The sequence below is a fragment of the Halomonas aestuarii genome, from assembly GCF_001886615.1.
GTDB lineage: Bacteria > Pseudomonadota > Gammaproteobacteria > Pseudomonadales > Halomonadaceae > Halomonas > Halomonas aestuarii.
This window is the reverse complement of sequence record NZ_CP018139.1, coordinates 2,632,633-2,655,407: the sequence shown is the minus strand read 5'-3', so window position 1 is coordinate 2,655,407 and position 22,775 is coordinate 2,632,633. Positions and strand designations below refer to the sequence as shown.

Annotated in this window: 20 protein-coding genes and 2 riboswitches; of the genes, 11 read left to right on the top strand and 9 right to left on the bottom strand. The window is 71.7% G+C overall.

The annotated features are described in order from the left end of the window. Window positions 1–40 precede the first annotated feature (40 nt). From BOX17_RS12345 to BOX17_RS12330, 4 genes are all read left to right on the top strand, one after another. Window positions 41–433 carry a VOC family protein gene (locus BOX17_RS12345; protein ID WP_071944981.1) on the top strand — a complete coding sequence of 131 codons (393 nt, stop codon included), beginning with the start codon at window positions 41–43 and terminating at the stop codon, window positions 431–433. Window positions 434–502: 69 nt separating this feature from the next. Continuing rightward, window positions 503–883 (top strand): DUF4870 family protein, encoded by a 381-nt coding sequence (locus BOX17_RS12340; protein WP_071944979.1) that lies wholly within the window; start codon window positions 503–505, stop codon window positions 881–883. Window positions 884–886: 3 nt separating this feature from the next. After that, window positions 887–1,816: a lysophospholipid acyltransferase family protein gene (locus BOX17_RS12335; protein ID WP_071944977.1), complete on the top strand. Its 930-nt coding sequence runs from the start codon at window positions 887–889 to the stop codon at window positions 1,814–1,816. Between the two features lie 73 nt (window positions 1,817–1,889). After that, window positions 1,890–5,267: a hypothetical protein gene (locus BOX17_RS12330; RefSeq protein WP_071944973.1), complete on the top strand. Its 3,378-nt coding sequence runs from the start codon at window positions 1,890–1,892 to the stop codon at window positions 5,265–5,267. Between the two features lie 39 nt (window positions 5,268–5,306). Here BOX17_RS12330 and BOX17_RS12325 read toward each other — a convergent pair whose 3' ends face one another. Genes BOX17_RS12325 through BOX17_RS12315 form a run of 3 tightly spaced genes read right to left on the bottom strand, consistent with a single transcriptional unit; the run spans window position 5,307 to window position 9,002 of the window. After that, complete coding sequence (locus BOX17_RS12325; RefSeq protein WP_244272137.1) at window positions 5,307–6,713, bottom strand: mannose-1-phosphate guanylyltransferase/mannose-6-phosphate isomerase; 1,407 nt, start codon at window positions 6,711–6,713, stop codon at window positions 5,307–5,309. A gap of 34 nt (window positions 6,714–6,747) precedes the next feature. Continuing rightward, window positions 6,748–7,338, bottom strand: coding sequence for a YceI family protein (locus tag BOX17_RS12320; protein WP_071944969.1), 591 nt, complete (start codon window positions 7,336–7,338; stop codon window positions 6,748–6,750). Then, on the bottom strand, window positions 7,335–9,002 hold the full coding sequence (locus tag BOX17_RS12315; protein WP_071944967.1) for an alkaline phosphatase family protein: 1,668 nt from the start codon (window positions 9,000–9,002) through the stop codon (window positions 7,335–7,337). Before BOX17_RS12315 ends, BOX17_RS12320 begins: the two co-directional genes overlap by 4 nt. 130 nt (window positions 9,003–9,132) lie before the next feature. Between BOX17_RS12315 and BOX17_RS12310 the strand changes: the two genes are divergently transcribed. Genes BOX17_RS12310 through BOX17_RS12300 form a run of 3 tightly spaced genes read left to right on the top strand, consistent with a single transcriptional unit; the run spans window position 9,133 to window position 13,536 of the window. Next, window positions 9,133–10,704: an OpgD/OpgG family glucan biosynthesis protein gene (locus BOX17_RS12310; RefSeq protein ID WP_071944965.1), complete on the top strand. Its 1,572-nt coding sequence runs from the start codon at window positions 9,133–9,135 to the stop codon at window positions 10,702–10,704. Next, the gene (gene mdoH / locus BOX17_RS12305; RefSeq protein ID WP_071944963.1) at window positions 10,691–12,724 is read left to right on the top strand and encodes a glucans biosynthesis glucosyltransferase MdoH; all 2,034 of its coding nucleotides are present in this window, start codon (window positions 10,691–10,693) and stop codon (window positions 12,722–12,724) included. Before BOX17_RS12310 ends, mdoH begins: the two co-directional genes overlap by 14 nt. Then, window positions 12,721–13,536, top strand: a complete 816-nt coding sequence (locus BOX17_RS12300; protein WP_071944961.1) for a creatininase family protein — start codon at window positions 12,721–12,723, stop codon at window positions 13,534–13,536. Before mdoH ends, BOX17_RS12300 begins: the two co-directional genes overlap by 4 nt. A gap of 35 nt (window positions 13,537–13,571) precedes the next feature. Here BOX17_RS12300 and BOX17_RS12295 read toward each other — a convergent pair whose 3' ends face one another. Next, a complete protein-coding gene (locus BOX17_RS12295) occupies window positions 13,572–14,708 on the bottom strand; it encodes a GTP cyclohydrolase II (RefSeq protein ID WP_071946854.1) in 1,137 nt (378 codons plus the stop codon). 76 nt (window positions 14,709–14,784) lie between these two features. Between BOX17_RS12295 and BOX17_RS12290 the strand changes: the two genes are divergently transcribed. Next, window positions 14,785–15,642 carry a RibD family protein gene (locus BOX17_RS12290; protein ID WP_083582154.1) on the top strand — a complete coding sequence of 286 codons (858 nt, stop codon included), beginning with the start codon at window positions 14,785–14,787 and terminating at the stop codon, window positions 15,640–15,642. Here the strand turns inward: BOX17_RS12290 and BOX17_RS12285 are convergent. From BOX17_RS12285 to BOX17_RS12265, 5 genes are read right to left on the bottom strand one after another with little or no spacing between them, the layout of a single operon-like run. After that, a complete protein-coding gene (locus tag BOX17_RS12285) occupies window positions 15,589–16,551 on the bottom strand; it encodes a lysylphosphatidylglycerol synthase transmembrane domain-containing protein (RefSeq protein ID WP_071944959.1) in 963 nt (320 codons plus the stop codon). The two genes, BOX17_RS12290 and BOX17_RS12285, sit on opposite strands and share 54 nt — an antisense overlap. Before the next feature lie 38 nt (window positions 16,552–16,589). Then, window positions 16,590–17,471 (bottom strand): class I SAM-dependent methyltransferase, encoded by an 882-nt coding sequence (locus tag BOX17_RS12280; protein WP_071944957.1) that lies wholly within the window; start codon window positions 17,469–17,471, stop codon window positions 16,590–16,592. Beyond that, a complete protein-coding gene (locus BOX17_RS12275; RefSeq protein ID WP_071944955.1) occupies window positions 17,468–18,592 on the bottom strand; it encodes a glycosyltransferase family 4 protein in 1,125 nt (374 codons plus the stop codon). The genes BOX17_RS12280 and BOX17_RS12275 overlap by 4 nt, the downstream gene beginning before the upstream one ends. Next, complete coding sequence (locus tag BOX17_RS12270) at window positions 18,592–18,990, bottom strand: 6-pyruvoyl trahydropterin synthase family protein (RefSeq protein WP_071944953.1); 399 nt, start codon at window positions 18,988–18,990, stop codon at window positions 18,592–18,594. The genes BOX17_RS12275 and BOX17_RS12270 overlap by 1 nt, the downstream gene beginning before the upstream one ends. 17 nt (window positions 18,991–19,007) lie before the next feature. Beyond that, window positions 19,008–19,994 carry a zinc-dependent alcohol dehydrogenase gene (locus tag BOX17_RS12265; protein ID WP_071944951.1) on the bottom strand — a complete coding sequence of 329 codons (987 nt, stop codon included), beginning with the start codon at window positions 19,992–19,994 and terminating at the stop codon, window positions 19,008–19,010. 238 nt (window positions 19,995–20,232) lie between these two features. On the opposite strand from BOX17_RS12265, the gene BOX17_RS12260 reads away from it, so the two are divergent. The 3 genes from BOX17_RS12260 (at window position 20,233) to tenA (ending at window position 22,486) form a co-directional block, all read left to right on the top strand. Then, window positions 20,233–20,883 carry a CDP-alcohol phosphatidyltransferase family protein gene (locus BOX17_RS12260; RefSeq protein WP_244272136.1) on the top strand — a complete coding sequence of 217 codons (651 nt, stop codon included), beginning with the start codon at window positions 20,233–20,235 and terminating at the stop codon, window positions 20,881–20,883. 42 nt (window positions 20,884–20,925) lie between these two features. Then, window positions 20,926–21,546 (top strand): YceI family protein, encoded by a 621-nt coding sequence (locus tag BOX17_RS12255; protein ID WP_071944949.1) that lies wholly within the window; start codon window positions 20,926–20,928, stop codon window positions 21,544–21,546. A gap of 55 nt (window positions 21,547–21,601) precedes the next feature. After that, a riboswitch (TPP riboswitch) is annotated at window positions 21,602–21,745 on the top strand. Window positions 21,746–21,817: 72 nt separating this feature from the next. Next, complete coding sequence (tenA, locus tag BOX17_RS12250) at window positions 21,818–22,486, top strand: thiaminase II (RefSeq protein WP_071944947.1); 669 nt, start codon at window positions 21,818–21,820, stop codon at window positions 22,484–22,486. Window positions 22,487–22,615: 129 nt separating this feature from the next. After that, a riboswitch (TPP riboswitch) is annotated at window positions 22,616–22,727 on the top strand. Window positions 22,728–22,775 lie beyond the last annotated feature (48 nt).

Below are 22,775 nucleotides of genomic sequence, written 5' to 3'. Positions count from 1 at the left end.
CGTATTCTCTTGCCAGGCCATCATTACCGAGGAGATCTGCATGCTGTCAGGTCTGGACCACCTGGTCATCACCGTGACCGACATTTCCCGCGCCGTGGACTTCTACTCCCGCGTCCTGGGGCTCGAGGTCCGCTACCGCGACCGGGAGCGCGTCGACCTGATGCTGGCCGACATGGCCCTGCGCCTGCACTGGACCGCCACCGATGTCACTCCCCGGGCCGCCACGCCCACCCCCGGCAGCCTGGACCTGTGCGTGCGCAGCCTGCTGCCGCTGGACGAGGTGCAGCGCCACCTGGAGGCGCTGGACGTGGAGGTGGAGCTCGGCCCGGTGCTCCGCCAGGGCGCCGTGGGCGAGCTCGAGTCGCTCTACCTGCGCGACCCCGACGGCAACCTCATCGAGATCAGCCGCCCGGTGAAGCCCCAGGCCCATTGACGCCCCGGTGGCATTGTCGGCCTCGGGCGGTATCATGGGCGCCAGCCAACCGACCTTCAGGGACGAGCCATGAACGACAACCCGCATCGAGATGACGACCGGATCGTCGCCACCCAGGACGCCCCCGACACGACCCTGCCCATCGTGGTCTACGTGCTGCATCTGGCGGGCCTGGTCACGGGCGGCCTGACCTCGCTGGTGGCGGTGGTGATCGCCTACGTCTACCGCGGCAACGGGCCGGCCTGGCTCGACGAGCACTACCGCTTCCAGATCCGCACCTTCTGGATGGCCCTGCTTTACTTCGGCGTGTCCGGCCTGCTCACCCTGGTGCTCATCGGCTTCCTCACCTGGCTGGCCGCCGTGATCTGGCTGGTGATCCGCTGCGTGAAGGGGCTCAAGGCGCTGAACGAGAAGCGCGCGCCGGACAACGTGGCCACCTGGTGGGTCTGAGCCGTGAGCGAGGCTGAACGCCGCTTGCGTGCCGTGCAGGCCCGGGCGATCGCCACCCTGTGGCGATGCCTCGCCGGCCGCCGCCTGGCCACCCTGTGGGGCCTGGCCCGACTGGTCGGCCCCCTGGTGGAGCGCTTCAGTCGACGTGAGCGCCTCGTCACCCGGACCAACCTGGCCGAGGTCTACCCCGCGCGAGGCGACGCCGATCGTCGCCAGCTGGCCCGGCAGAGCCTGACGCACTCCACCGCCACCATGCTGGAACTGGGCTTCGCCTGGATGGGCGACCCCGAGCGGGTCGAGGCGTCGATCGTCGAGGTGCACGGCCGCGAGCTGCTCGACGGCGCCCGGGCCGAGGGACGCGGCGTGATCGTGCTGGCGCCGCACTTCGGCAACTGGGAGGTGCTCAACTTCTGGCTCTCCGGCCACTTCCCCTTCACCGCCATGTACGAGCCCCCCAAGCTTCCCCCGCTGGACCCGATCATCCGCCAGGGCCGGGAACGCCGCGGCGCGACGCTGGTGCCGACCAATCCCCGCGGCGTGGCCGCCCTGCTCAAGGCGCTCAAGCGCTCCGAGGCCGTGGGCATCCTCCCCGACCAGGAGCCGGACTGGGGCAGCGGCGTCTTCGCGCCCTTCTTCGGACGGCTCGCCTACACCGCCACCCTGCTCCCCAAGCTGGTGGCCCGCACCGAGGCCCGGGTCGTCACCGGCGTGGCCCTGCGCCTGCCCGGCCGGGGCTTCGCCCTCCACTTCCTGGCCGCCGACGAGCGGGTCTACGCGACCGACGAGGCCACCTCGGCCACCGGCGTCAACGCCAGCGTGGAGTCCGCCATCGCCCTGGACCCGGCCCAGTACCAGTGGGAGTACAAGCGCTACCGCAAGACCCCCCAGGAGGCCGAGGCGCACCCCGACTACCGGCGCTTCCGGCTCTATTGAGCGCGGCCCTAGCCGCTCGACTTGAAGGTGGCCCCATGCACCCGGCACGCACGCACCTTCCATGATTCGCTCCATGCCGCTCAGGATGCTGGCCCGGCTCGCCCTCCTCCTGGCGGCCCTCTATCCCCTCTACCTCGTCACCGCCAACCCCCTGCTCAACAGCGACTGGGGACGCCGCCAGCTCGACCGCGCGCCGCAGGTCACGCTGGACTGGGAGCGGGCCTGGACGGCCTATCCCGGGCACCTGCGGGTGTCCGGGCTGCGCCTTGCCGGCACGGCCGCCGGGCACCACGTCGCGCTGGAGGCGGAGAGCGCCACGCTGGGCGTCGCCCTGGCCCCGCTGCTCGGCCGCGAGGTCCGGCTTCGCCGCCTCGCTGCCGAGGGCATCCGCCACGTCGGCCTGGATGCGTACCGCCTGCAGGGCAGTGGCAGCCTGCATCTCGCCGGCCTCCACTGGGGCGCCGGCACGCTGGCCGCGAAGGCGGTGCAGCTGACGCTGGACGACGGCGCCGTGCTGAAGGACGACACGCGGCTGGTGGAGGGCGTCACCCTGGAGGCCGACCTGGCCCTCGCCCCGCTGGCGCTGGCCGAGGCCACCGGCAGCGCGGCGGGACGCGCCGTCTCGGGCACCGTCGCCCTGGCCGGGCGCAGCGATGCCTATACCGTCTTCAACCCCTACCTCGCCTCGCTCGGCTGGCTGGAGATCGGTGGCCACGGCGACCTGAAAGGCGAGGTCGTGATCGAGAACGGCGAGGTACAACCAGGCAGCAGCCTGCGCCTCGACTCCCCACGGCTGAGCGTGCGTCTCGACGAGAGCCACTGGCTGGAGGGGGGGACGCGCTACCATGTCGATGGCGCCGGGTCGGTGGAGGCCGAGATGACAGAGCGCGCCCGGCTCGCCGTCGAGCTCGACGGCATCGAGATGGCCGATGTCGCCGCTTCCCCCGGGGCTGCGCCCCTGCTGCGCGGCGACGGCTTCCAGCTCGACCTCACCGCGCCCGCCCTGCGCCTGGAAGCGCCCCCCGACCAGCGTCACGAGGCGCGTGATGTCCGGGCTCGGCTGAACTGGCGGAACACCGAGGTGGGCGACATTGCCACCCTCGACCACTATCTCCCTGCCGAGCTGCCATTGACCCTGGAGGGCGGCGTGGCAGGGCTCGAGGGCGAGCTGGCCTACGACGGCGAGCGCCTGAGCGGGGGGTTCGACCTTTCCGGCGAGGCCCTGGCCCTGCGCCTCGGCGAACAGCCGGTGAGGGGACGACTCGGCCTGCACCTGCCGATTGCCGAGCTCGACATCGAACGCGGCCTGGTGGACATCTCCGGCACACGACTCGACCTCGACGCCGCCGCCCCGGGCGAGGAGCAGACGCTCACCACCGAGCTGCAACTGCCCAAGGCCCGGTTCCAGTCGCCGCTGGCCTGGCGAACGCGGGATGACGCCCCCCCGCCCGACGGCGCCATCCCCTGGTCGGCGGACGTGGAACTGCATGGCCGGGTGGCCCATCTCGGCATGCTCCCCCCCTTGCTCGCCCCCCTGCTCGCCGAACGGTTCGGCGGCGTCGGACTGGCCCTTGAAGGCGGCGGCCGGCTCGACGGGACCCTGCACGTCCGGGACGGGCAGCCGCTGGAGGGCAGCCAGCTGGAGGTGCGTTCCGAGGCGCTGGGTGCGCGCTTCCTCGGTGTCCAGGCCCGCGGCGATGGTCGGGCGCACCTCGCCCTGCGTCCCGACGGCCCCGATCCGCAGGCCGACGTCGAGCTCGTCTTCGACGACGTGGCCCTCACCCGCCTCGCGGATGGCCGTCGGCTCTTCCAGGCCGAGCAGCTGTCCCTCACCGGCACGGCGAGTGCAGGACCGACGCTCCCGCGCTCCCGCTCACTGGCGGTGGAGTGGCACGGCGCGCGTATTCCCGATGTGGCGGTGCTCAACGCCTACCTGCCGGAGGCGGCGCCGCTGCGGCTGGAGGCCGGATGGGCCGACAGCCGCGGGCGCATCCTGCTGGAGGACGACCGAGGCCGAGGGCGCATCACCCTGGCAGGCGACGCGATCAGGGGCCGCCTGCTGGAGGAGGAGTTCCAGGGCGAACTGGACGTGACCCTCGAGCTGCGCGAGATCGTTCCCGACCGCCAGCGGGTCGATCTCTCCGGCAGCCGGCTGGAACTGACCGCCTCGTCGAGTCGCGGGGAGCCGCTTCACACCCTGCTGGTGCTGCCGAGGGCGAGCCTCGAGGGCGGCTTCGACTGGCCCGGCCGGGAGGCGCCACGCCGCCCTCTGGCCGGCACCCTGCGGCTGGATGGCCAGCTCGACCGTCTCGGCTTCCTCAATGCCTTCCTGCCCGACGAGCATGGCCTGGCCGTCCAGGGGGGCGGACGCCTGACCCTCGACCTCGGCCTGGCGAACGCCGAGGTGATGCCCGACAGCCAGCTTCGCGTGCACTCCGACAGGCTCGCCGTGCGCTTCCTGCACTACGAGGCCTTCGGCGACGGCTCGCTGGTGCTGGAGACCACCAACCCCGGCGCCCAGCTGCACCTCTCCCTGCCCCGCTTCGGCCTGCGCCGCCAGGAGGGAAGCGACTCGCTGATCGACGGCCGCCTGCTGGAGATCCGCAGCCGGGCGCAGCACCTGGACCCGAGCGAGGGACTGGAGGCACTCAGCACGCGCATCGACATGCCCGATGTGGCGATACCGGACCTCGCCGCCTTCAATGAATACCTGCCCAGGGATGCCGGCATCGCCTTCCTGTCGGGCCAGGCGACGATGGCCACCCACCTGCGGCTCGAGGGCCTGGGGGCCGAGGGCAGCCTCGCGCTGAACGCCTCCGACGCCCGCCTCGCCTTCGATGAGCAGATCCTGGAGGGCACGCTGGCGCTGGAGGCTCGCCTTTCCGATGGCGACCTGGAGACGCTGCGCTTCGACGTCGCAGGCTCCAAGCTGAGCATGAGCGACGTGCGCCTGGAGAACGCCGCCGGCGACCAGACCCGCGGCTGGTGGGCGCGCCTCGAGGTCCCCGAGGGAGAGGTGCGCTGGGTGGCACCGCTGGCCCTCGACGCCCGGCTCGACCTGGCCATGCGCGACAGCGGCCTGCTGGTCAACCTGTTCGTCGACTCGGCCCGGGAGCGGAGCTGGCTGCGCGACAGGCTGACGCTCGGCGAGGTGCGCGGCCAGGTGCGGGTGATGTTCGACGACGAGACCCTGCGCCTGGAGGACCTCGCCGTGCAGGGCGGCAGTCGCCTGGAGCTGCTGGCCAACGTCGCGCTGCGCGACTCACATCTGGCGGGCCGCGCCCTCGCCCGCTACGGGCCCTTCCGGCTGGGCATCGAGCTGGACGGCGAACGCCGTCGATGGCAGCTGCGCAACGTCCGCGAGTGGTATGCCAGCGGTCGGCCCGCCAGCGAGCTGACCCTGCCCGACCGGACGGAGTGGGTCGACCTGCTGGACGCCGTGCCGGAATGACGCGCTTCCTCCCCGCCAGCGCCCACGGGGCGGGATGACCTACTCCCGCCCGTAGCAGTCGTCCAGGCGCACGATGTCGTCTTCGCTCAGGTAGGAGCCGGACTGCACCTCGATGAGTTCCAGCGGGATCAGGCCGGGGTTCTCCAGGCAGTGCACGCGCCCCACCGGGATGAAGGTCGAGGCATTCTCGCCGACCAGGAAGACCTCCTCGTCCAGGGTGACCCGGGCGGTGCCGCGGACCACCACCCAGTGCTCGGCCCGGTGGTGGTGGAGCTGCAGGGAGAGCCGCGCCCCGGGGCGCACGGTGATGCGCTTGACCTGGTATCGCGGCCCGGCGTCCACGGTCCGGTAGTGGCCCCAGGGGCGATGCACGGTGGTCGTGAAGCGAGTCTCTCCCCGGCCCCCGGCCTCCAGTCGCTCGACCAGGCCCCGCAGCTGCTGGCTGCGGGCGCGGTCCGCCACCAGCACGGCATCGTCGGTCTCCACGATCACCAGGTCCTGCACCCCCAGGGCGGCCACCAGCCGCGACTCCGCGTGCACCATCAGCCCGCGGCTCTCCTCGCAGACCACGTCGCCGCGCAGGACATTGGCGTCGGCATCCCGGGGCAGCGTCTCCCACAGCGCCTGCCAGGAGCCGATGTCGCTCCAGCCGGCGGCCAGCGGCACCATGGCCGCCCGGTCGGTGCGCTCCATCACCGCCACGTCGATGGAGTCGGCGGGACTCTCCAGGAAGGCCCGCGCATCAGGCCGCAGGAAATCGAGGTCGACCACGGCCCCGTCCATGGCACCCCGGCAGGCGGCCAGCATGGCCGGCGCCAGGGCCTCCAGGGAATCGAGGTAGTCCTCGGGGCGCAGCACGAACATGCCGCTGTTCCAGAAATGGTCGCCGTCGGCCAGGAAGCGCTCGGCGGTGGCCGGGTCGGGCTTCTCCACGAAGCGCGCCACTGCAAAGCCCGCCTCGCCCAGCGCCTCGCCGGCCTGGAGATAACCATAGCCGGTCTCGGCACGGGTCGGCACCACGCCGAAGGCCACCAGGTGGCCCGCGCCGGCCAGCCGTTCGGCACTCTCCAGCGCCGAGCGGAAGGCCTGGTCGTCGGCCAGGTGATGGTCCGACGGCAGCACCAGCAGCGGCTCCCGGCGCCCCTCGCGGCGAGCCAGCAGGGCCGCCAGCGCGATGGCCGGGGCCGTGCCGCGCCCCTCGGGCTCGAGCAGCAGCCTCGCCTCCGAGGCGCCCGCCTGACGCAGCTGCTCGGCGGCGAGGAACCGGTGCTCCTCCTGGCAGATGACGATGGGCGGGGCCGTGCCGAGCCCCTCGAGCCGGGCCAGGGTGTTGGCCAGCAGGCTGCCCTCGCCGTCCAGGGAGAGGAACTGCTTGGGCCGCTGCCGGCGCGACAGCGGCCAGAGCCGCACGCCATTGCCGCCGGCCAGGATCACGGGGGTGAACACGGGCAAGTCTCCTTGAAGGCCAGGAACGTAAAGATCAAGAACGCGACGGCGCCAGGAGCTCGAGGGCGAAGTCGACATGGACCTCGTGCTTCACCGTGCCGTCGGAGCGCCAGGCGCCGCGGCCCATGTCGAAGTCGGTGCGATCCAGGGCCAGGCGGCCGGTCACGCGGACCCGCTCGCCCTGCCGAGTCCAGCCCACCGGCACCGTCAGCGGGTAGGTGTCGCCCCGCAGCGAGAGCTCCCCCTCGACGCGCCACTCGCCCGGGGCCGGCGCCTGGATATCGGTGCTGCGAAAGACGATCTCGGGATAGGCCTCCACGTCGAACCAGTGACGGCCGTGCAGCAGGCCATCGACGATACCGTTGCCGCCGGTGATGCTCTCCGACTCCATCGTCAGCACCAGCTCGGCCTCGGCGGGCCGGTCGAGCTCGCCCGCCAGGTCGAGGTCGAAGTCCTCGACGCGGGTCACCGCCTCGCGGCCCTCGGCCGTGGCGATCAGCTCGATACGGCTGGCGTCCCGATCCAGTTCCCAGGCCTGGGCCCCGGACGGCCCCGTCAGGCCGAGAAGGCCGATCAGCAGGGCGACGGACAGGGCCCTCGCCCTCCTCGGAATGCGTCGTGTCATCTTGCCTCCCGGACCCTTCGGTCCGCGGTCAGGGAAGTGGTGGGCGCGTCCAGCGCACCGTCGGCACCGAATGCCTCATGCAGCCAGCCGCGCAGGTCCTCCTGGCCGGCGACCTCGCCCTCGGCATAGCGCTCGGGCCCGGGCGGATGGGTGCCGGGGACGAAGCCCCGCGCCAGGAAGGGCTCGAGCAGGCGGGCATCGCCGCTGATCACATGCACCGGCACGCCGCCGCGGGCGTTGTCGCCGGTGATCAGGGGGGCCGCCTGGTGGTCCCCCAGCAGGATGACCAGGGTCCCGGCGTCCACAAAGTCCGCGGCCCAGCGGGCGCCGGCCCCCAGAGCATAGTCGAGCGACCTGGCGTAGTGATCGCGCACGCGCTCCAGGTCCTGCCAGAGCTCGTCGGGAGGCTCGCCGGCGTCCTCCCATCGCGCGAAGACGCTGCCGTCGCCGACCGTGTCCCAGTCATCGAGCACCGGCAGGATCGGGGTCCAGGGCGCATGGCTGCTGATCAGCGCGATCTGGGCGAACAGCGGCGACGCGCCGGCCTCCGGGCGGATCCGCGTCTGGAAATGGTGCAGGGTGTACTGGTCGGGCATGGTCACCCAGTTGAGGGGCGGGCCTTCATAGTCGATGTCCGCGGCGGCGTGGATCTCGTCGAAGTCGTAGGCGCGACCCTCCGGCCAGGCCATGGTGATGGCCGGCATCACCGCGAGGGTGCGGTGCCCCGTGGCGCGAAAGTCGTCCACCAGGGTCGTGCGCTCGCTGTCCAGCATCAACCGGTACCAGAGCGAATTGTCGATCCGCAGGCCGCTCAGCGCCGTGGCGTGCGCCAGCCATGACTGGCCGCCGCGGATCGGCGCGTCGAGGATGCCGGACGCCACCGACAGGCCGGCGGCGTCAAACCGCTCGGCCATGTCGTCGAGGCGCGGGTCCAGCACCCGGGCGTAGCGCTCATCGAACAGCGCCGAGATGCCATAGGACTCCACGAAGACCAGCAGCACGTCGCGTCCCGCCAGCCCCGGCATGGTGGTGACACGGTCGGGCTCGGCGGCCATCCGCGCGGCGAAGTCACGATGGGCATGGCGCGTCTCGACCAGCTGCAGCCCCTGGAACCGCAGGGTGTCCACCAGCGGCGTCCGGGCCCCGGGTAGCGGCCGGACCTGCTGGAGCTCGGCGGCGATCAGCGCACCGCTTGCCACCATCATCACCAGGGCGCCGGCCACGGCCGGGCCACCGCGGGCGGTACCCTGCAGGTTGCCGACCAGCCTCGCCAGCAGCCAGGCCGCCAGGGCCAGCAGCGCCGCGGCGCCCAGCACGACCAGGCAGGCCACCGGGGCCCCCAGGTTACCCTCGAGCAGGTTGAAGACGGACGGCAGCAGGGGAAGGTCGAGGTAGAGGTTCAGAGAGCGCCCGAAGGCCAGGTGGGTCGCCAGGTCACCCAGGCCGACCAGCAGGAAGGCCATGACCAGGGCCACCACCGGCCAGCGCAGCCCGGCATAGAGTCCCGAGGATGGCAGCAGCGCCAGCAGCCCCGCCAGCAGGCAGGCCTCCAGGGCCAGCCAGCGGGAGGTCGGGTCGCCGTACAACAGCCACACGGGTGCCAGCAGCATGACGTTGAGCAACGCCAGGCCCAGGAGCCAACGGCCTCGGGAACGTAACGGCATGGCAGCAATCATCCGGACAAGATGGACCAATAAGACCTCAGTGTATAATCTTTGTAGAGAAATATCCCGACAACCTGCCGCCGCCCCCTAGCCCCCTCACCGGGAGACGCCCGCCAAGGAGGATCATCCCATGACCCCATTGCGCTGGCTGGCCACCAGCCTGCTCGTGGCGGGCCTGCTTGTGGCGGGCAAGGTCCCGTCGACGTGGGCCGACACCACCCTGCCCGAGACTGTCATCGACACCTTCGCGAATGTCACCGATCGCGCTCGCCGGCTCGCGGCGTCCTCCTACGAGGCGCCGGCCGGCCATCGGAGCGAGGCGTTGCGGGACATCGACTACGATGTCTACCGCTCCATCCGCTTTCGCCCGGAGGCGGCCCGATGGCGGGACGAGGGGCTATTCTCGGTGCAGCTCTTCCACCCCGGGTTCCTGTTCGAGCGGCCGGTCCGCCTGCACCTGATCGAGGACGGAGAGCGGCACCCGGTGCCCTTCCGGTCATCCTGGTTCCGCTACGATGGCGCCGCCGCCTCCCTGGCAGAGGCGGATTTGAGTGGCGCGGGCTACGCGGGCTTTCGCCTGCACTACCCCCTCAACCGCGAGGATTACCACGACGAGTTCCTGGTCTTCCAGGGCGCCAGCTACTTCCGCCTGGTGGGACGCGACCAGGGCTATGGCCTCTCGGCTCGGGGCCTGGCCATCGATACCGCCACCGCCGGGGGCGAGGAGTTCCCGGCCTTCCGGGAGTTCTGGCTGTTCAAGCCCGAGCCGACGGCGACCCGCCTCGACCTCGTCGCGCTGCTCGACAGCCCCTCGCTCGCCGGGGCCTACCACTTCCGGGTGCATCCCGGCGAGCACGTCGAGGTGGAGGTCGAGGCGCGGCTGTTCGCCCGCCGCGAGGTGCAGAAGCTGGGCATCGCCCCGCTGACCAGCATGTTCATGCACGGCGACGTCAGCCCCTCCAATGCCGACGACTTCCGGCCCCAGGTGCACGACTCGGAGGGCCTGCTGGTGCAGACCCATGCCGGGGAGTGGATCTGGCGCCCCCTGAGCAACCCGCGCGAGCTGCGCATCACCCGCCAGCGGGACGAGAACCCGGCGGGCTTCGGTCTGGCCCAGCGCGACCGGGACTTCGACCACTACCTGGACATGGAGTCACGCTACGAGCGGCGCCCCAGCCACTGGATCGCACCGCTCCATGACTGGGGGCCGGGCAGCGTGGAGCTGGTCGAGATCCCCAGCGACACGGAGACCAACGACAACATCGTGGCCTACTGGGTCCCCGAGGAACCTCTCGCGGCTAATGAGTCGCGCACCTATCGCTACCGGCTCTCCACCTTCGATGCGCGGCGTCCCGAGCAGACCCTGGCCAGCGCCGTGCGCACCCGGCAGGGCTGGGGGGCCGTCCCGGGGCAGAGCGACCCACCGCCGCGCAGCCTTCGCCAGTTCATGGTCGACTTCCGGGGCGGTGAGCTCTCGAGCCTGGACGCCAGCCATCCGGTCGAGGCCAGGCTCGAGGTCTCGAGCGGCGAGGCCCGCCAGGTCCGGGTGCAGCGCCTTCCCGACGGCGAGACCTGGCGCGCCTCCTTCCGGCTGCAGCCCGAGGGGGCGACCCCCGCGGACATGCGGCTCGCCCTGACGCTGCGCGACAGGCTCATGAGCGAAACCTGGAACTATGTCTGGAACCCCGATGAGCTCCGCTGACGGGGCGCTCCGGGTGCCGTGGCTGGCCGCCCGCCAGGCGCTCGTCGCCCTGCTGGTGCTCGCCACCACCGCCCTGGGCGGCTGGGCCATGTTCGACATCCTGAACGTCGACGGCATCACGGCCCTGCAGGGCATCGTGCTGGGCCTGTTCGTGATCATCTTCGGCTGGATCACCGTGGCCTTCTGGACCGCCATCATCGGCTTCCTGCTGCAGCTGACCCGCCGGGATCCGCTGACCCTGGCCCGCCTCGATCCCCCGGCGACGGCGACCGATCCGGGCGAGCACCGCACGGCACTGGTGATGCCCATCCATAATGAAGACCCCGAGCGCGTCGCGGGGGGGCTGGAGAGCACCTGTCGGTCGCTGCTCGACCACCCCCACGCCCAGGGCTTCGAGGTCTTCGTGCTGAGCGATACCCGGGACGATGCGATCGCCCGCCGGGAGCAGGCCGCCATCGCCCGGCTGCAGCGGCGCCTGGCCCCTGACCTGGCGGTGCACTATCGTCGTCGCGAGGACAACCGGGGTCGCAAGGCCGGGAACCTGGCCGACTTCTGCCGCCGCTGGGGCCATCGCTATGACTACCTGGTCGTGCTGGACGCGGACAGCCTCATGGGGGGCGAGACCCTGGTGTCGCTGGTGGGCATGATGCAGGCCCATCCCGGGATCGGGCTGATCCAGACGGTGCCGATCCCGGTGGGCGCCTCCAGCGTGTTCGGGCGCTTCACACAGTTCGCGGCCGCGCTTCACAGCCCCCTGCTCGCCACCGGGCACTGCTTCTGGCAGGGGGATGCCGCGAACTTCTGGGGACACAACGCCATCCTGCGCACCCGCGCCTACATGGCCTGTTGCGGCCTGCCGATGCTTCCCGGCACACCGCCGCTGGGCGGCGAGATACTCAGCCACGACTTCGTCGAGGCGGCGCTGATGCGCCGGGCCGGCTGGCGGGTCCATCTGGAGGTCCGTCTCGGCGAGAGCCACGAGGAAGTGCCGAGCCACCTGCTCGCGTTCGCCAAGCGCGACCGGCGCTGGATCCAGGGCAACCTGCAGCACCTGCGGCTGCTGACCGCCCGCGGCCTGCACCCCATGAACCGACTCCACTTCCTGTCCGGGGCGCTGGCCTACCTGAGCTCCCTGCTGTGGGGGCTGATGCTGGTGGTCAGCACCGTGGATGCCATCGGCCGGGCCCAGGGGCGCCATGACTTCTTCCGCTCCGGCTACCAGCTCTTCCCCGACTGGCCCATCGCCACGTCCGACCTGATCATGCCCCTGCTGCTCAGCACGGGCGTGATCCTGCTGCTGCCGAAGGTGCTGGGTTTCCTGCTGGCCCTCATCCAGCGACCCGGCGCCTTCGGAGGTCACGCCAGGCTGCTGGCGAGCACCCTGCTGGAGATTGCCTTCGCCATCCTGATCGCGCCCCTCATGATGCTGCTGCACAGCGGGTTCATCCTGAGCGTGCTCGGTGGCCACGAAGTGCGCTGGGACGCCCAGGACCGTGAGGGACGATCGGTGCCCTGGGGGGAAGCGTTTCGCCACACCTGGCTCGCGAGCCTGATCGGCGCGGGATGGGCCGCGTCGACCTACCTGCTTGCCCCGATGTTCTTCTGGTGGCTCTCCCCGGTCTGGGGGGGCCTGCTGCTGGCGGCGCCGCTGGTCAGGGTGACCAGCAGCCCGACCCTCGGCCGCTGGCTCGCCCGCGCCGGCCTGCTGAGGGTGCCGGCGGAGGTGATGCCCACCGCGGTGCTGCGGCGATGGGCCACGGCCCCGCCAAGCCCGCCTGGGGCCCACCCGACGCCCCCGCCGCCGCAATCGCCCGGGGAGATGCCGCTGCAGTCGTTCGTCGCCTGGCCACCGGTGAAAGGGCCAGGCCCGGGAGCCGGCGCCCCGGCCTCCCCGAGATCCACCGCGCCCCCGGCGGTCAGGCGTGACTGGCTGGGCGATGGGGCAGAAGGCCTGGCCTCCGGCGAGCGCCACGCCCATCATTGTGATGAACCACACGGCACGGAGCGCACCGCCCCATGAGTGATCACCCCCCCTGTCCCCGTTGGCTGGACCTCACCAGTCACGAGCTATCGTTCCTGCAGCGCAGTGCGGTGGCGGTGATGGTGATGGGCGCCATCGAGCAGCATGGCGCCCACCTGCCGCTCTCCACCGACCTCGATATCGGGGAGGGGCTGCTGGAGGAGGCACTGACCCACCTGCCCGAGCGCTTCCCCCTGGTGATCCTGCCGCCCATGGCGGTGGGGGCCAGCGACGAGCACCTGAGCTTCCCAGGGACCCTCAGCCTGCCGCCGGAGCTGGCCATTGCCACCCTGGAGGCCCATGGCGACGCCGTGGCCCGCGCTGGCCTGAAGCGTCTGGTGCTGATCAACAGCCACGGCGGCAACAAGGCGGTGATGGACCTGGCCGCCCTGCGCCTGCGCCGCCGTCACGGCATGATGGTGGTCAAGGTCAACTACACCCGGATGCCCCCGCCGGGCATGCTGCCCGCCGGCGGGCTGCCCGCCGAGGAACTGCGCCACGGGCTCCATGGAGGCGCGCTGGAGACCGCCATGATGCGTCACCTGGCCCCGGACAAGGTGCGCCTCGACCACCTGGATCACCCACCCTCACGGGGAGAGGCCATGGCAGAGAAGGGATGGCTGCTGGGCCCGGAGGGAGAGGCCGCCTTCGCCTGGCTGGCCGAGGACCTGCATCCCGCCGGGGTGGTCGGCAATGCGCGACTAGGCACGGCGGAGCTCGGCGCCCGCCTGGTGGCCCACTACGGCAAGCGCATCGCCCGCATCCTTCGCGAGACCCAGAGCCTGGACACCGGGCACACCCGGGAGCGATAGCGCGCCCCGTATCGCCCCGGGCGTGCCCGTCACGGTCAGCCGGTCGAGTCCCGGTCGCCGGTGAACACGGCATCGAGCAGGTGGCCGGCGCGTTCCGACTTGGCGCTGAGGTAGCGCCGGTTGTGATCGTTGAGGCTGCCGAAGAGCGCCTGGCGCTCGACCACCTCGATACCGCCCTCGGCTAGCGCCGCCATCTTGCCGGGATTGTTGGTGAGCAACTGGACGCGGCGGATGCCCAGGGCATCCAGCATGTCCACCGCGACACCATAGCGACGCTCGTCGTCGCCGAACCCCAGGACCTGGTCGGCATCCAGGGTGTCCAGGCCGCCGTCCTGGAGCGTATAGGCCCGCAGCTTGTTGGCCAGCCCGATGCCGCGCCCCTCCTGGGCCAGGTAGAGCAGCACGCCGCCGCCCAGCGCCTGGATGTCGGCCACGGCATTGCGCAGCTGCTCACCGCAGTCGCAGCGCAGGCTGCCGAAGAGATCGCCGGTCAGGCAGGCCGAATGCAGGCGCAGCGGCACCGCCTCGTCCCCCTGGCCGGGCTCGTTGATCACCACCGCCACGTGCTCGCGCAGGCCGTCGGGTTCGCGAAACAGGATGAAGCGACAGTCGAAGGCATCCTCCAGGGGAATCTGCGCCTCGCTGACGCGCTTGAGCATGCCGACGCCCCCCTCCAGGCACTGCTCGGCCTCGTCCGCCCGGACCGCGAGCCAGGTGCCGTCGTCCAGCCGGGCCTGCACGGCGGACCACTCGGCCTCGCTGACCCGGGCCACCAGCGCCGCCGGGATCAGCAGCGACCGGCGCATCAGCGCCAGCGCCGCCCGGTCCGCCGCCTGCGCCGGCTCCAGGGCCCGACGCCAGCGGGCCAGCGCCTCGCGACCGATCCTCGCCTCCGGCGCCAGGCCGAAGGCCAGGTCGACCAGCCGCTGCCGATCGGTGCCCTCCGCCAAGGGCAGGCGGGCCAGCCGACGGGCGTCCGGCTCGCCCAGCACCGCCAGCCGGTGGCGACTCAGGACCAGCGAGGGCGTGTCGCCCGCCAGCCCGGCCAGGCGTGACACGGCCTCCTCGCCGGCTCCCTCGATGGCCTGGACCAGCACGCGAGTGTCGCCGTCGATGACGACCACCGTCATGCCGCGTCGAAGATCGAAGATGGCCCGTTCAACCTGATGCATGATGCCCTCCTTGCAGACCTTGTCCCGCCGTGTCGGACTGCGCATGATGAATGCTTTCCCCTGACCCGGAGCCCTCATGACCCCCTCCCCTTCAGCGCCCCTGGACCAGGAGACGGCCTGGCAGGCCCTCTGCCGAGTCCTCTGCCAGGGCCGTCAGGGCCCGACCGGCCGCGACGCGGCGGGGCATGAGGACGGCCCGCTTCGCCTGACGGCCCACGGATGGACGTCTGACGTGCCGGTGAGCGACGACGCCCGGGCACTGCTCGACAACCTGGCGCCGCTGGCGGGGCATGCCGGCCGCCTTGCCCTCGCCCAGCTGGGCCAGAGCCTGGATGGCCGCATCGCCACCGAGAGCGGCCACTCGTACTACATCAATGGCCTCGAGAGCAGGACGCACCTGCATCGGCTGCGGGCGCTGGTGGACGCCGTGGTGGTCGGCGCCGGCACCGCCTGCGAGGACGACCCGCTGCTGACGGTGCGCCACGTGAGCGGACGCCAGCCGGTGCGCGTGATCCTCGACCCCCGGGGCCGGGTGCCGGCGAGCCTGCGCCTGCTCAGCGAAGCCGAGGCGCCGACCCTCCACCTGGTCGGCGAGCAGGTCGATATCGCGCCGCCGGCGTCCGACCATGTCACCCGCCTGCGGCTGCCGGTGGGCACCGACGGCTTCGACCCCGCGGCCGTGCTCGATGCGCTGGCCGCGCGGGGGCTCGAGCGCGTGCTGGTCGAGGGCGGCGGCATCACGGTGTCGAGGTTCCTGGAGGCCGGCGTGCTCGACCGCCTGCACCTGCTGGTGGCCCCCCTGCTGATCGGCTCCGGTCGCCCGGGGCTGGCCATGACGCCCATCGCCACCCTGGATCAGGCGCGTCGACCCGTCGCGCGATCATTCCGCTGCGGCGACGACACCGTCTTCGACCTGGACCTCACCCGGCCCTGACCCATCGCCGGACGGCCCAGCGGCAGCGCGGCGCGACGGGCCCGGCAGGCACAGCGCACCAGGCAGGCTGGCCACCAGCACCAGCAGCCCATAAGCCATCGACACCGCCACCCCCTCGGCCGGTGCCAGGCCGGCCAGCCCCCAGACCAGCGCCGCCGCCCCTTCCCGCAGCCCCCAGCCGGCGAAGGAGAGCGGAATCACCATCGCCATCAGGACCGGCGGCACCAGCGCCAGCAGGGTGCCCAGGGGCAGGGTGACGCCGATCGTCCGGGCCGCGCAGACGAACACCAGCGCGTAGCTCAGGACCACCAGCAGGGAGCCGGCGAGCTGCCGCGGCCAGACCGAGGAGGCCAGCAGGCTGCGGCGCAGGTCGCCCCCCAGCCCGGCCAGTGCCACCGGCGGCCGGCGCAGCAGACGTCGCGTCACGGGCACGCCGAGCAGCACCAGCAGCGATGCCACGCCCAGCACCAGCGGTGATGACAGGCTCGCCAGCGCCTCGCCCAGCAGGCCCTGCCACAGCGGTGACAGCGCCACGACCAGCAGGGTCAGCAGCAGCAGGGCCAGCTGGCCGGAGGCGCGTTCGATGATCACCGCCCGCCAGGCACTGCCCCGCCGACCGCTGTCCCGGGAGTGCCGCCAGGCCCTGGCGGCATCCCCCGCCACCCCGCCGGGCAGCACCTGGTTGAGGAACAGGGCCAGGTAGTACTCCCGCAAGGCGCGCCCCCAGCCAAGGGGCAGGCCAAGACGCGACGAGGTGAGCCGCCAGCGCCAGGCGGAGAGCAGCACCTGCGGCAGCGTCAGGGCCAGGGCCAGCAGCATCCAGCCCGGCGCCAACGGACCGACCGCGTCGACCACCTCCCCCGGCTCGAGCCACACCCACAGGCCGCCGAGCAGGAGGAGGCTGGCCAAGGGCCGCCACAGGCGAGGGGCTCGACGGACACCCATGTTCACGCTGGACCCGCCGAGGACGCCGGCCAGGCGAAGAGGTCACGATGCCCCACCGTCACGCCCAGCTCGCCGGCGTGAAGGCCCCCCAGGCGTCGGTCTCGCCAGTCACCGAGGCGCGTCGCCTGGGTCGGCGCCTCCTCCAGGGCGGCGTCGTGCCAGCCCGTGATCAGCGCCTCGGCCAGGGAGCACTGCGAGGTGTCGCCCGGCGCCAGGTGCCAGGGCGTGGCGGCGCTCTCCACCCGGAAGCCGGCGGTCGTCAGCAGGCTAGCCAGCACCGCGGGGGCCTCGCCGCCCAGCGCGGGCCCGAGGCCCTTGTCGCGGAGCTGGTGGGCCTGGAAGAGGGTGCGCACGGCGATGTCCTCACCGTCCTCGACGCGCTCGCCCCGGCGGTCGAGGAAGGCACAGTCGCCGTCCACGCTGAGGGTGAGCAGCAGGGCCTGGCCGCGAGACGCGCAGGCGCCCACCAGCGACGCCACCCAGGACCGCGGCATCAGGTCGAACAGGGCCGAGGCGACCACCAGGTCGACATCGGCCAGCAGCTCGCGATCGACCGGGAACAGGCTGCGGCAGGCGGTCTCAAGGCCGAGCGCGCGCCCTGCCCCGTCGCGCAGTGGCGCGCCTCGCCGGCGGGCATGGGCCAGCAGCTCGGCATCGTGATCGACCAGTCGCCAGCGCTGGGGGCCCGGCAGCCGAGCGGACAGGAAGCGAAGGTTGCTGCCGCTGCCGCTGCCCAGGTCGACGATGCCGTGGGGGGCGTCGCGCTCGCTCAGCCAATCGGCGGCCAGGCCGGTCAGGCGATGGCTGCGCGACCGGGCATCCAGGCCCTCGCGAAGCGACAGCCACTCAGCGGAGAACACGTCGTGGTCGTGGGACGCCGTCATGACGAGCACCTCGCCTCGGGACGCGCCGCATCGCGGATCGGCGCCTCGGGAATGCCGTCCAGGGCGGCCATGAAGCCCCGCCCCGCCTCTTGCCAATCGGCCAGCCCGTTCCTGGCCTCACGGGCGCCGCGGCGAAGCCGGCGCCTGAGGTCGGGGTCGTCCAGCCAGCGGGACAGCGCCTCTCGAAGGGCGCCGACATCACCGGGCGGCACGGCGATACCCGCCCCGGGGGGCAGGGTGTCGGCCAGCGCCCCGCCGGTGGTGGTGATCACCGGCAGTCCACGGGCCAGCGCCTCGGTCACCACCATGCCGTAGCCCTCGTACCAGGAGGGCAGCACGAAGAGATCCGCCTGGCGGTAGGCCGCCTCCAGCTCGCGGTCATCGCGCTCTCCCAGGAAGCGCAGCCGGTCGGAAAGGCCAAGACGCTGCGCCTCGGCCAGCAGGGCGGCCGCATGCCCGGGGTCACGCCGGTGGCTGCCGATGACCTCGCAGGTCCAGGCGCGGTCGGTGAGCGAGGCCAGCGCCTCGACCAGCAGGCCGAGGCCCTTGCGCGGCGTCAGGGTCGCCACGCAGAGCAGCCGGCAGGCATGCGCCGGGGCCTCGGAGTCCAGGGCTGCGTCGGCCAGGGGGGCCCTGTCGACGCCGGGTTCGGCGACCCGGATGCGATGGTCGGAAACGCCGAAGTCCGACAGGCCCCGGGCGGTGTGATGGCTGGTGACGATCACCCGACGAGCCGCCGCCAGCGCCCGGGCCTCGCTCTCGCGAAACCACCTCTGCCGGGCGACGTCGAGGCCGGTCTCGTCGGCCAGGGGGTGATGGACGAGGGCGACGATCCGCAGACGCTCGGCATGCCGCTCGACCTCATCGGGCAATCCGCCCATGGCCAGGCCGTCGATGACCACCAGGGCATCATCGGGCAGGCCCGCCAGGGTCGTCGCCAGGCTGTAGCGAGCCTCACGGTCGGGCAGCGGGAACCGCCCCTGGAGCCCCACCACCTCGACCCGCCACGCCTGCCGGCGCAGTTCCGCCACCATGCGGGCATCGTAGAGATACCCGCCGGTCTTCTGGTCGGGGTCACCAGCGACGATCAGGACCAGGTCGGGCCTCGACTCCTGTGGCATCAAAGCGCGCCCTCGTAGCTGGCCCAGGCGACATGCGATTCATGCAGGGTCACGCAGAGGGAGTCGAGCCCCAGGGCGGCCTCGCCGAGGTGGCCGAGCTGGATGGCCGTGGCGAGGCGTTCGAAGAGCACCCGCGCCATGAACTCGGTGGTGGTGTTGCGCCCCTGGAACTCCTCCACCTCGTCGAGATTCTGGAAGTTGAATTCGGCCAGCACGCGCTTGAGGGCCTCGCCGGCCAGGCCGATGTCCACGACCAGGCCGTTGTCGTCGAGCTCGCGGCGCTGGAAGGTCACGTCGACCACGTAGGTGGCACCATGCAGGCGCTGGGCGGGGCCGAAGACCTCGCCGCGAAAGCTGTGGGCGATCATGAAATGGTCGCGAACGTTGAGGCGGTACATGAGGCAGGCTCCTCGCGTCAGGAAGGGTTCGGATAGCGCAGGCGATGGCAGAGCACGTCGCCCCCGCCGGCGGCCAGGCGTGGCATCAGCGCCGGCAGCTCGTTGAAGTCGCTCTCACCGCTGATCAGGGCGTCGAGACGGGGGTCGCGCAACAGGTCCAGGGCCAGGGCCAGGCGACGACGATAATCCCAGCGGGTCGCGCGCTCGGGGGGCAGGTGCCCGACCTGGCTCGCCTGCAGCGTCAGGCGCCGCGAGTGGAAGGCCTCGCCCAGCGGCAGCACGACCTCGGCGCTGCCGAACCAGCTCATCTCCACCACCTTCGCCTGGGAACCGGACAGGGAAAGGGCCAGGCGCAGCCCCTCGGCCTGACCGCTGGCATGGATCACCAGGTCATTCTCGCGCCGGGCCGAGTCCGGGAGGGAGAAGTCGAGCCCCAGGGCCTCGGCCAGGGCGGAACGGCCCGGCATCACATCCACCAGCTCTACCCGGGTACCCGGCATCGCGGCGCACATCCAGGCCGCCAGGGCGCCGACCACGCCGGCGCCGACCACGGCGATCCGGTCTCCCACCCCGGGGGCGGCATCCCAGACCGCATTGATGGCCGTCTCCATGTTGGCCGAGAGCACGGCCCGCGCCGCCGGCAGGCCTTCCGGCAGCGGCGTCACGGCGTCCGCCGGCACCACGTAGCGATCCTGATGGGGATAGAGACAGAACACCTCGCGTCCGAGCAGCGATGGCTCACCGGCCTCGACGACGCCCACGCTGATGTAGCCGTACTTGACCGGCCCGGGGAAGTCACCCGCCTGGAAGGGGGCACGCATGCGCTGCCACTCGCTTTCCGGAACCCGCCCCTCGAAGACCAGCGCCTCGGTGCCTCGGCTGATGCCGCTGTAGAGGGTGCGAACGGCCACCTCGCCGGGGCCGGGCCGGGCCAGCGGCTCCTGTCGCAGGGCCCCCTGGCCGGGGGCCAGGGTCCAGAAGGCGGTAGCGATCTCATGTGGCATGGCAAGATCCCTTTGGCAGTATTCAGCGGTCGAGACGGGACATGACCCCAAGGTGCGCGCCGTGCTGGCCACCGGACCCGACCTGGGTCGCGCGTGGCGACACGCCCTAAACTTCTACAATAATGATACACTAGCACGGCTATGCACAATGAAGTATCGTCGTTTAAAGACCGCATCATGCCGGGAGGAGACGCTCATTTCGATCGCTCGTGACCTTGGAACAGGTGCCCTGGGCCTGGTGATCCCGGCTGCCCTGCTCTCCAGCTGGCTGGAGGCAAGCCTGCCGGTCCCGCTGCTGGCGATGGTCTGCTACCTCGCCATGACCGGCCTGGTCCTGACGAACCTGCCGGAGCACTGGCGTGAACTGGGCTGGGCCAATCGCGTCACCCTGGGGCGGGGCGCGATCGTCGCCCTGCTGGCCGGCACCCTGGCCGACCCGGACCTGCTGGCCCGCGCCGCGGTCCCCCTCGCCATCCTGGCCCTGCTGGCCCTGCTGCTGGACGGCGTGGATGGCTGGGTCGCCCGGCGCACCTCCACCCAGAGCGACTTCGGCGCGCGGTTCGACATGGAGCTCGATGCCTTCTTCATCCTCGTGCTGTGCCTGGCGCTGCTGCTGCTCGACAAGGCAGGCCCCTGGGTGCTGGCCATCGGTGCCATGCGCTACGCTTTCGTTGTTGCCGGGCTCCGGCTGACCTGGCTGACAAGACCGCTGCCGGAGAGTCGCCGCCGCAAGGCGGTCTGCGTCTGGCAGGTGGCCGCCCTGATGATCGCCCTGCTGCCCGTCACCGGCACCACGGCGGTGGGCTGGCTTGCGGGCAGCGCGCTGGCCGCCCTCACCTGGTCGTTCTTCATCGATATCCGCTGGCTGCATCGCCACGCCTCGGCGTGACGGCCACGCCCCGTGCCCCCTACCCACCCGGAGGATGCCCTCATGTCCACGCCTCGCCACCCGACACCCCGCTTTCCCCTGCCGATCGCCACCGGACTGGTGCTGGCGCTGGGCGTCCTCTCGACGCCGATGGCCAGTGCCGAGCCACGCACCTACGAGATCGACCCCGACCACTTCTCCATCGGCTTCCTGACAGAACACATCGGCTACGCGGATACGCTCGGCATGTTCCTGGAAGGACGCGGCGAATTCGTCTACGACAAGCAGGCCCGTCAGCTGCACTCCGGCAGGGTCGAGATCATGGCCGACAGCGCCTTCACCAATCACGACGATCGCGACGACCACCTGCGCAGCGATGACTTCCTCGACGCGGGGCGCTACCCCACCATCGTCTTCGAGGCCACCGGCCTCGAGGCCCACAGCGACCGCGAGGGCACCCTCAAGGGCGATCTGACCCTGCTCGGCGAGACCCGCCCGGTGACCCTGGAGGTCACGCTCAACAAGGCCGCGGCCTATCCCTTCGGCCACGAGCAGCACACCCTGGGGCTGTCGGCACGCACCACCATCCAGCGCAGCGACTGGGGGATGACCTACGGGGTCGACAACGGCCTGGTCGGCGACGAGGTCGAGCTGGTCCTCGAGCTGGAAGCCATCCGGCAGTAACCGGCCCCGACCGCAGGCGGGCTGGCAAGGGACGGCCAGCCTGCTAGACTGGCCGCATCGCTTGACGGGGTGCCGGTGAATCCGGCTGAGATCGCGCAGGGTGTCGAGACACTGTCGAAACAGGCTCGAGACACCGAGTGCGGGTCCCGTGGAACCTGATCCGGCTCGTACCGGCGTAGGAATCAAGCGGTGAGCCCGCGCCCTCCCGTCGCTCCGTGGCCACCCGCTTCCCCTCGCCCCGACTCCGGATCGCCCCCCGACCGGAGACACCATGGGCTACCGCTTCAGCGACCTCACCGCCGCCTGCCAGGACGACTGGCGCGCCTACATCGAGCACGAGTTCGTCCGCCGGCTGGGCGACGCCACCCTCGAGAAAGGCGCCTTTCGCCACTACCTGCAGCAGGACTACCTCTTCCTGATCCACTTCGCCCGGGCCTATGCCCTGGCCGCCTACAAGAGCCGTGACCTCGACGAGCTGCGCCACGCCTTCGCGGGCCTGAAGACCATCCTCGACGTGGAGCTGGGGCTGCACCTGGACTACTGCCGCGACTGGGGCATCTCGGAGGCGGACCTGGCTCGCCTGCCCGAGGCCCGCGCGACGCTCGCCTACACCCGCTACGTGCTCGATACCGGCCAGCGCGGCGACCTGCTCGACCTCCACGTGGCGCTCGCCCCCTGCCTGATCGGCTACGGCGAGATCGCGGGCTGGCTCAATGGCCGAGGTGCCACCGTGCGCGGCGAGGCCAACCCCTATGACGCCTGGATCGCCATGTACGAGAGCGAGGCGTTCCAGCAGGCCATGGCCGACGAGCGCGCCTGGCTGGATGCGCGCCTGGCGGAGGTGACGCCGCGCCGCCTCGACGAGCTCTGCGCAGTGTTTCGCGACGCCACGCGGCTCGAGATCGACTTCTGGCAGATGGGACTGGATCGCGCCGACTGATGCCACTGCCTCCCGGCCATGGAGGATGTATTCAAAACGCCTCCTCCTAGGCCTGTCCCCGGACAAGCCATGAGGGCCCGGCACCAGTATCTAGACGAAAGAACCGCCCGCCGCTGTCGGCGGGCACCACCACGCTTGACGGGGCGCCGTTGATGACGGCTGAGACCATGCGCTTGCCAGCATGGATCCCGTTGAACCTGAACTGGCTAGGACCAGCGTAGGGATCAAGCGACACGCCGCCCTGGCGCCCCACGCCCGGCGGCCCCTGTCCCTCCCGCCTGTGTCCTCC

What these genes read in the sequence shown, in the direction of transcription:
- BOX17_RS12345 (WP_071944981.1), top strand. Translation starts at nt 41, where the DNA reads ATGCTGTCAGGTCTGGACCACCTGGTCATCACCGTGACCGACATTTCC.
- BOX17_RS12340 (WP_071944979.1), top strand. Translation starts at nt 503, where the DNA reads ATGAACGACAACCCGCATCGAGATGACGACCGGATCGTCGCCACCCAG.
- BOX17_RS12330 (WP_071944973.1), top strand. Translation starts at nt 1,890, where the DNA reads ATGCCGCTCAGGATGCTGGCCCGGCTCGCCCTCCTCCTGGCGGCCCTC.
- BOX17_RS12320 (WP_071944969.1), bottom strand. Translation starts at nt 7,338, where the DNA reads ATGACACGACGCATTCCGAGGAGGGCGAGGGCCCTGTCCGTCGCCCTG.
- BOX17_RS12315 (WP_071944967.1), bottom strand. Translation starts at nt 9,002, where the DNA reads ATGCCGTTACGTTCCCGAGGCCGTTGGCTCCTGGGCCTGGCGTTGCTC.
- BOX17_RS12310 (WP_071944965.1), top strand. Translation starts at nt 9,133, where the DNA reads ATGACCCCATTGCGCTGGCTGGCCACCAGCCTGCTCGTGGCGGGCCTG.
- mdoH (WP_071944963.1), top strand. Translation starts at nt 10,691, where the DNA reads ATGAGCTCCGCTGACGGGGCGCTCCGGGTGCCGTGGCTGGCCGCCCGC.
- BOX17_RS12300 (WP_071944961.1), top strand. Translation starts at nt 12,721, where the DNA reads ATGAGTGATCACCCCCCCTGTCCCCGTTGGCTGGACCTCACCAGTCAC.
- BOX17_RS12295 (WP_071946854.1), bottom strand. Translation starts at nt 14,708, where the DNA reads ATGCATCAGGTTGAACGGGCCATCTTCGATCTTCGACGCGGCATGACG.
- BOX17_RS12290 (WP_083582154.1), top strand. Translation starts at nt 14,785, where the DNA reads ATGACCCCCTCCCCTTCAGCGCCCCTGGACCAGGAGACGGCCTGGCAG.
- BOX17_RS12280 (WP_071944957.1), bottom strand. Translation starts at nt 17,471, where the DNA reads ATGACGGCGTCCCACGACCACGACGTGTTCTCCGCTGAGTGGCTGTCG.
- BOX17_RS12275 (WP_071944955.1), bottom strand. Translation starts at nt 18,592, where the DNA reads ATGCCACAGGAGTCGAGGCCCGACCTGGTCCTGATCGTCGCTGGTGAC.
- BOX17_RS12270 (WP_071944953.1), bottom strand. Translation starts at nt 18,990, where the DNA reads ATGTACCGCCTCAACGTTCGCGACCATTTCATGATCGCCCACAGCTTT.
- BOX17_RS12265 (WP_071944951.1), bottom strand. Translation starts at nt 19,994, where the DNA reads ATGCCACATGAGATCGCTACCGCCTTCTGGACCCTGGCCCCCGGCCAG.
- BOX17_RS12255 (WP_071944949.1), top strand. Translation starts at nt 20,926, where the DNA reads ATGTCCACGCCTCGCCACCCGACACCCCGCTTTCCCCTGCCGATCGCC.
- tenA (WP_071944947.1), top strand. Translation starts at nt 21,818, where the DNA reads ATGGGCTACCGCTTCAGCGACCTCACCGCCGCCTGCCAGGACGACTGG.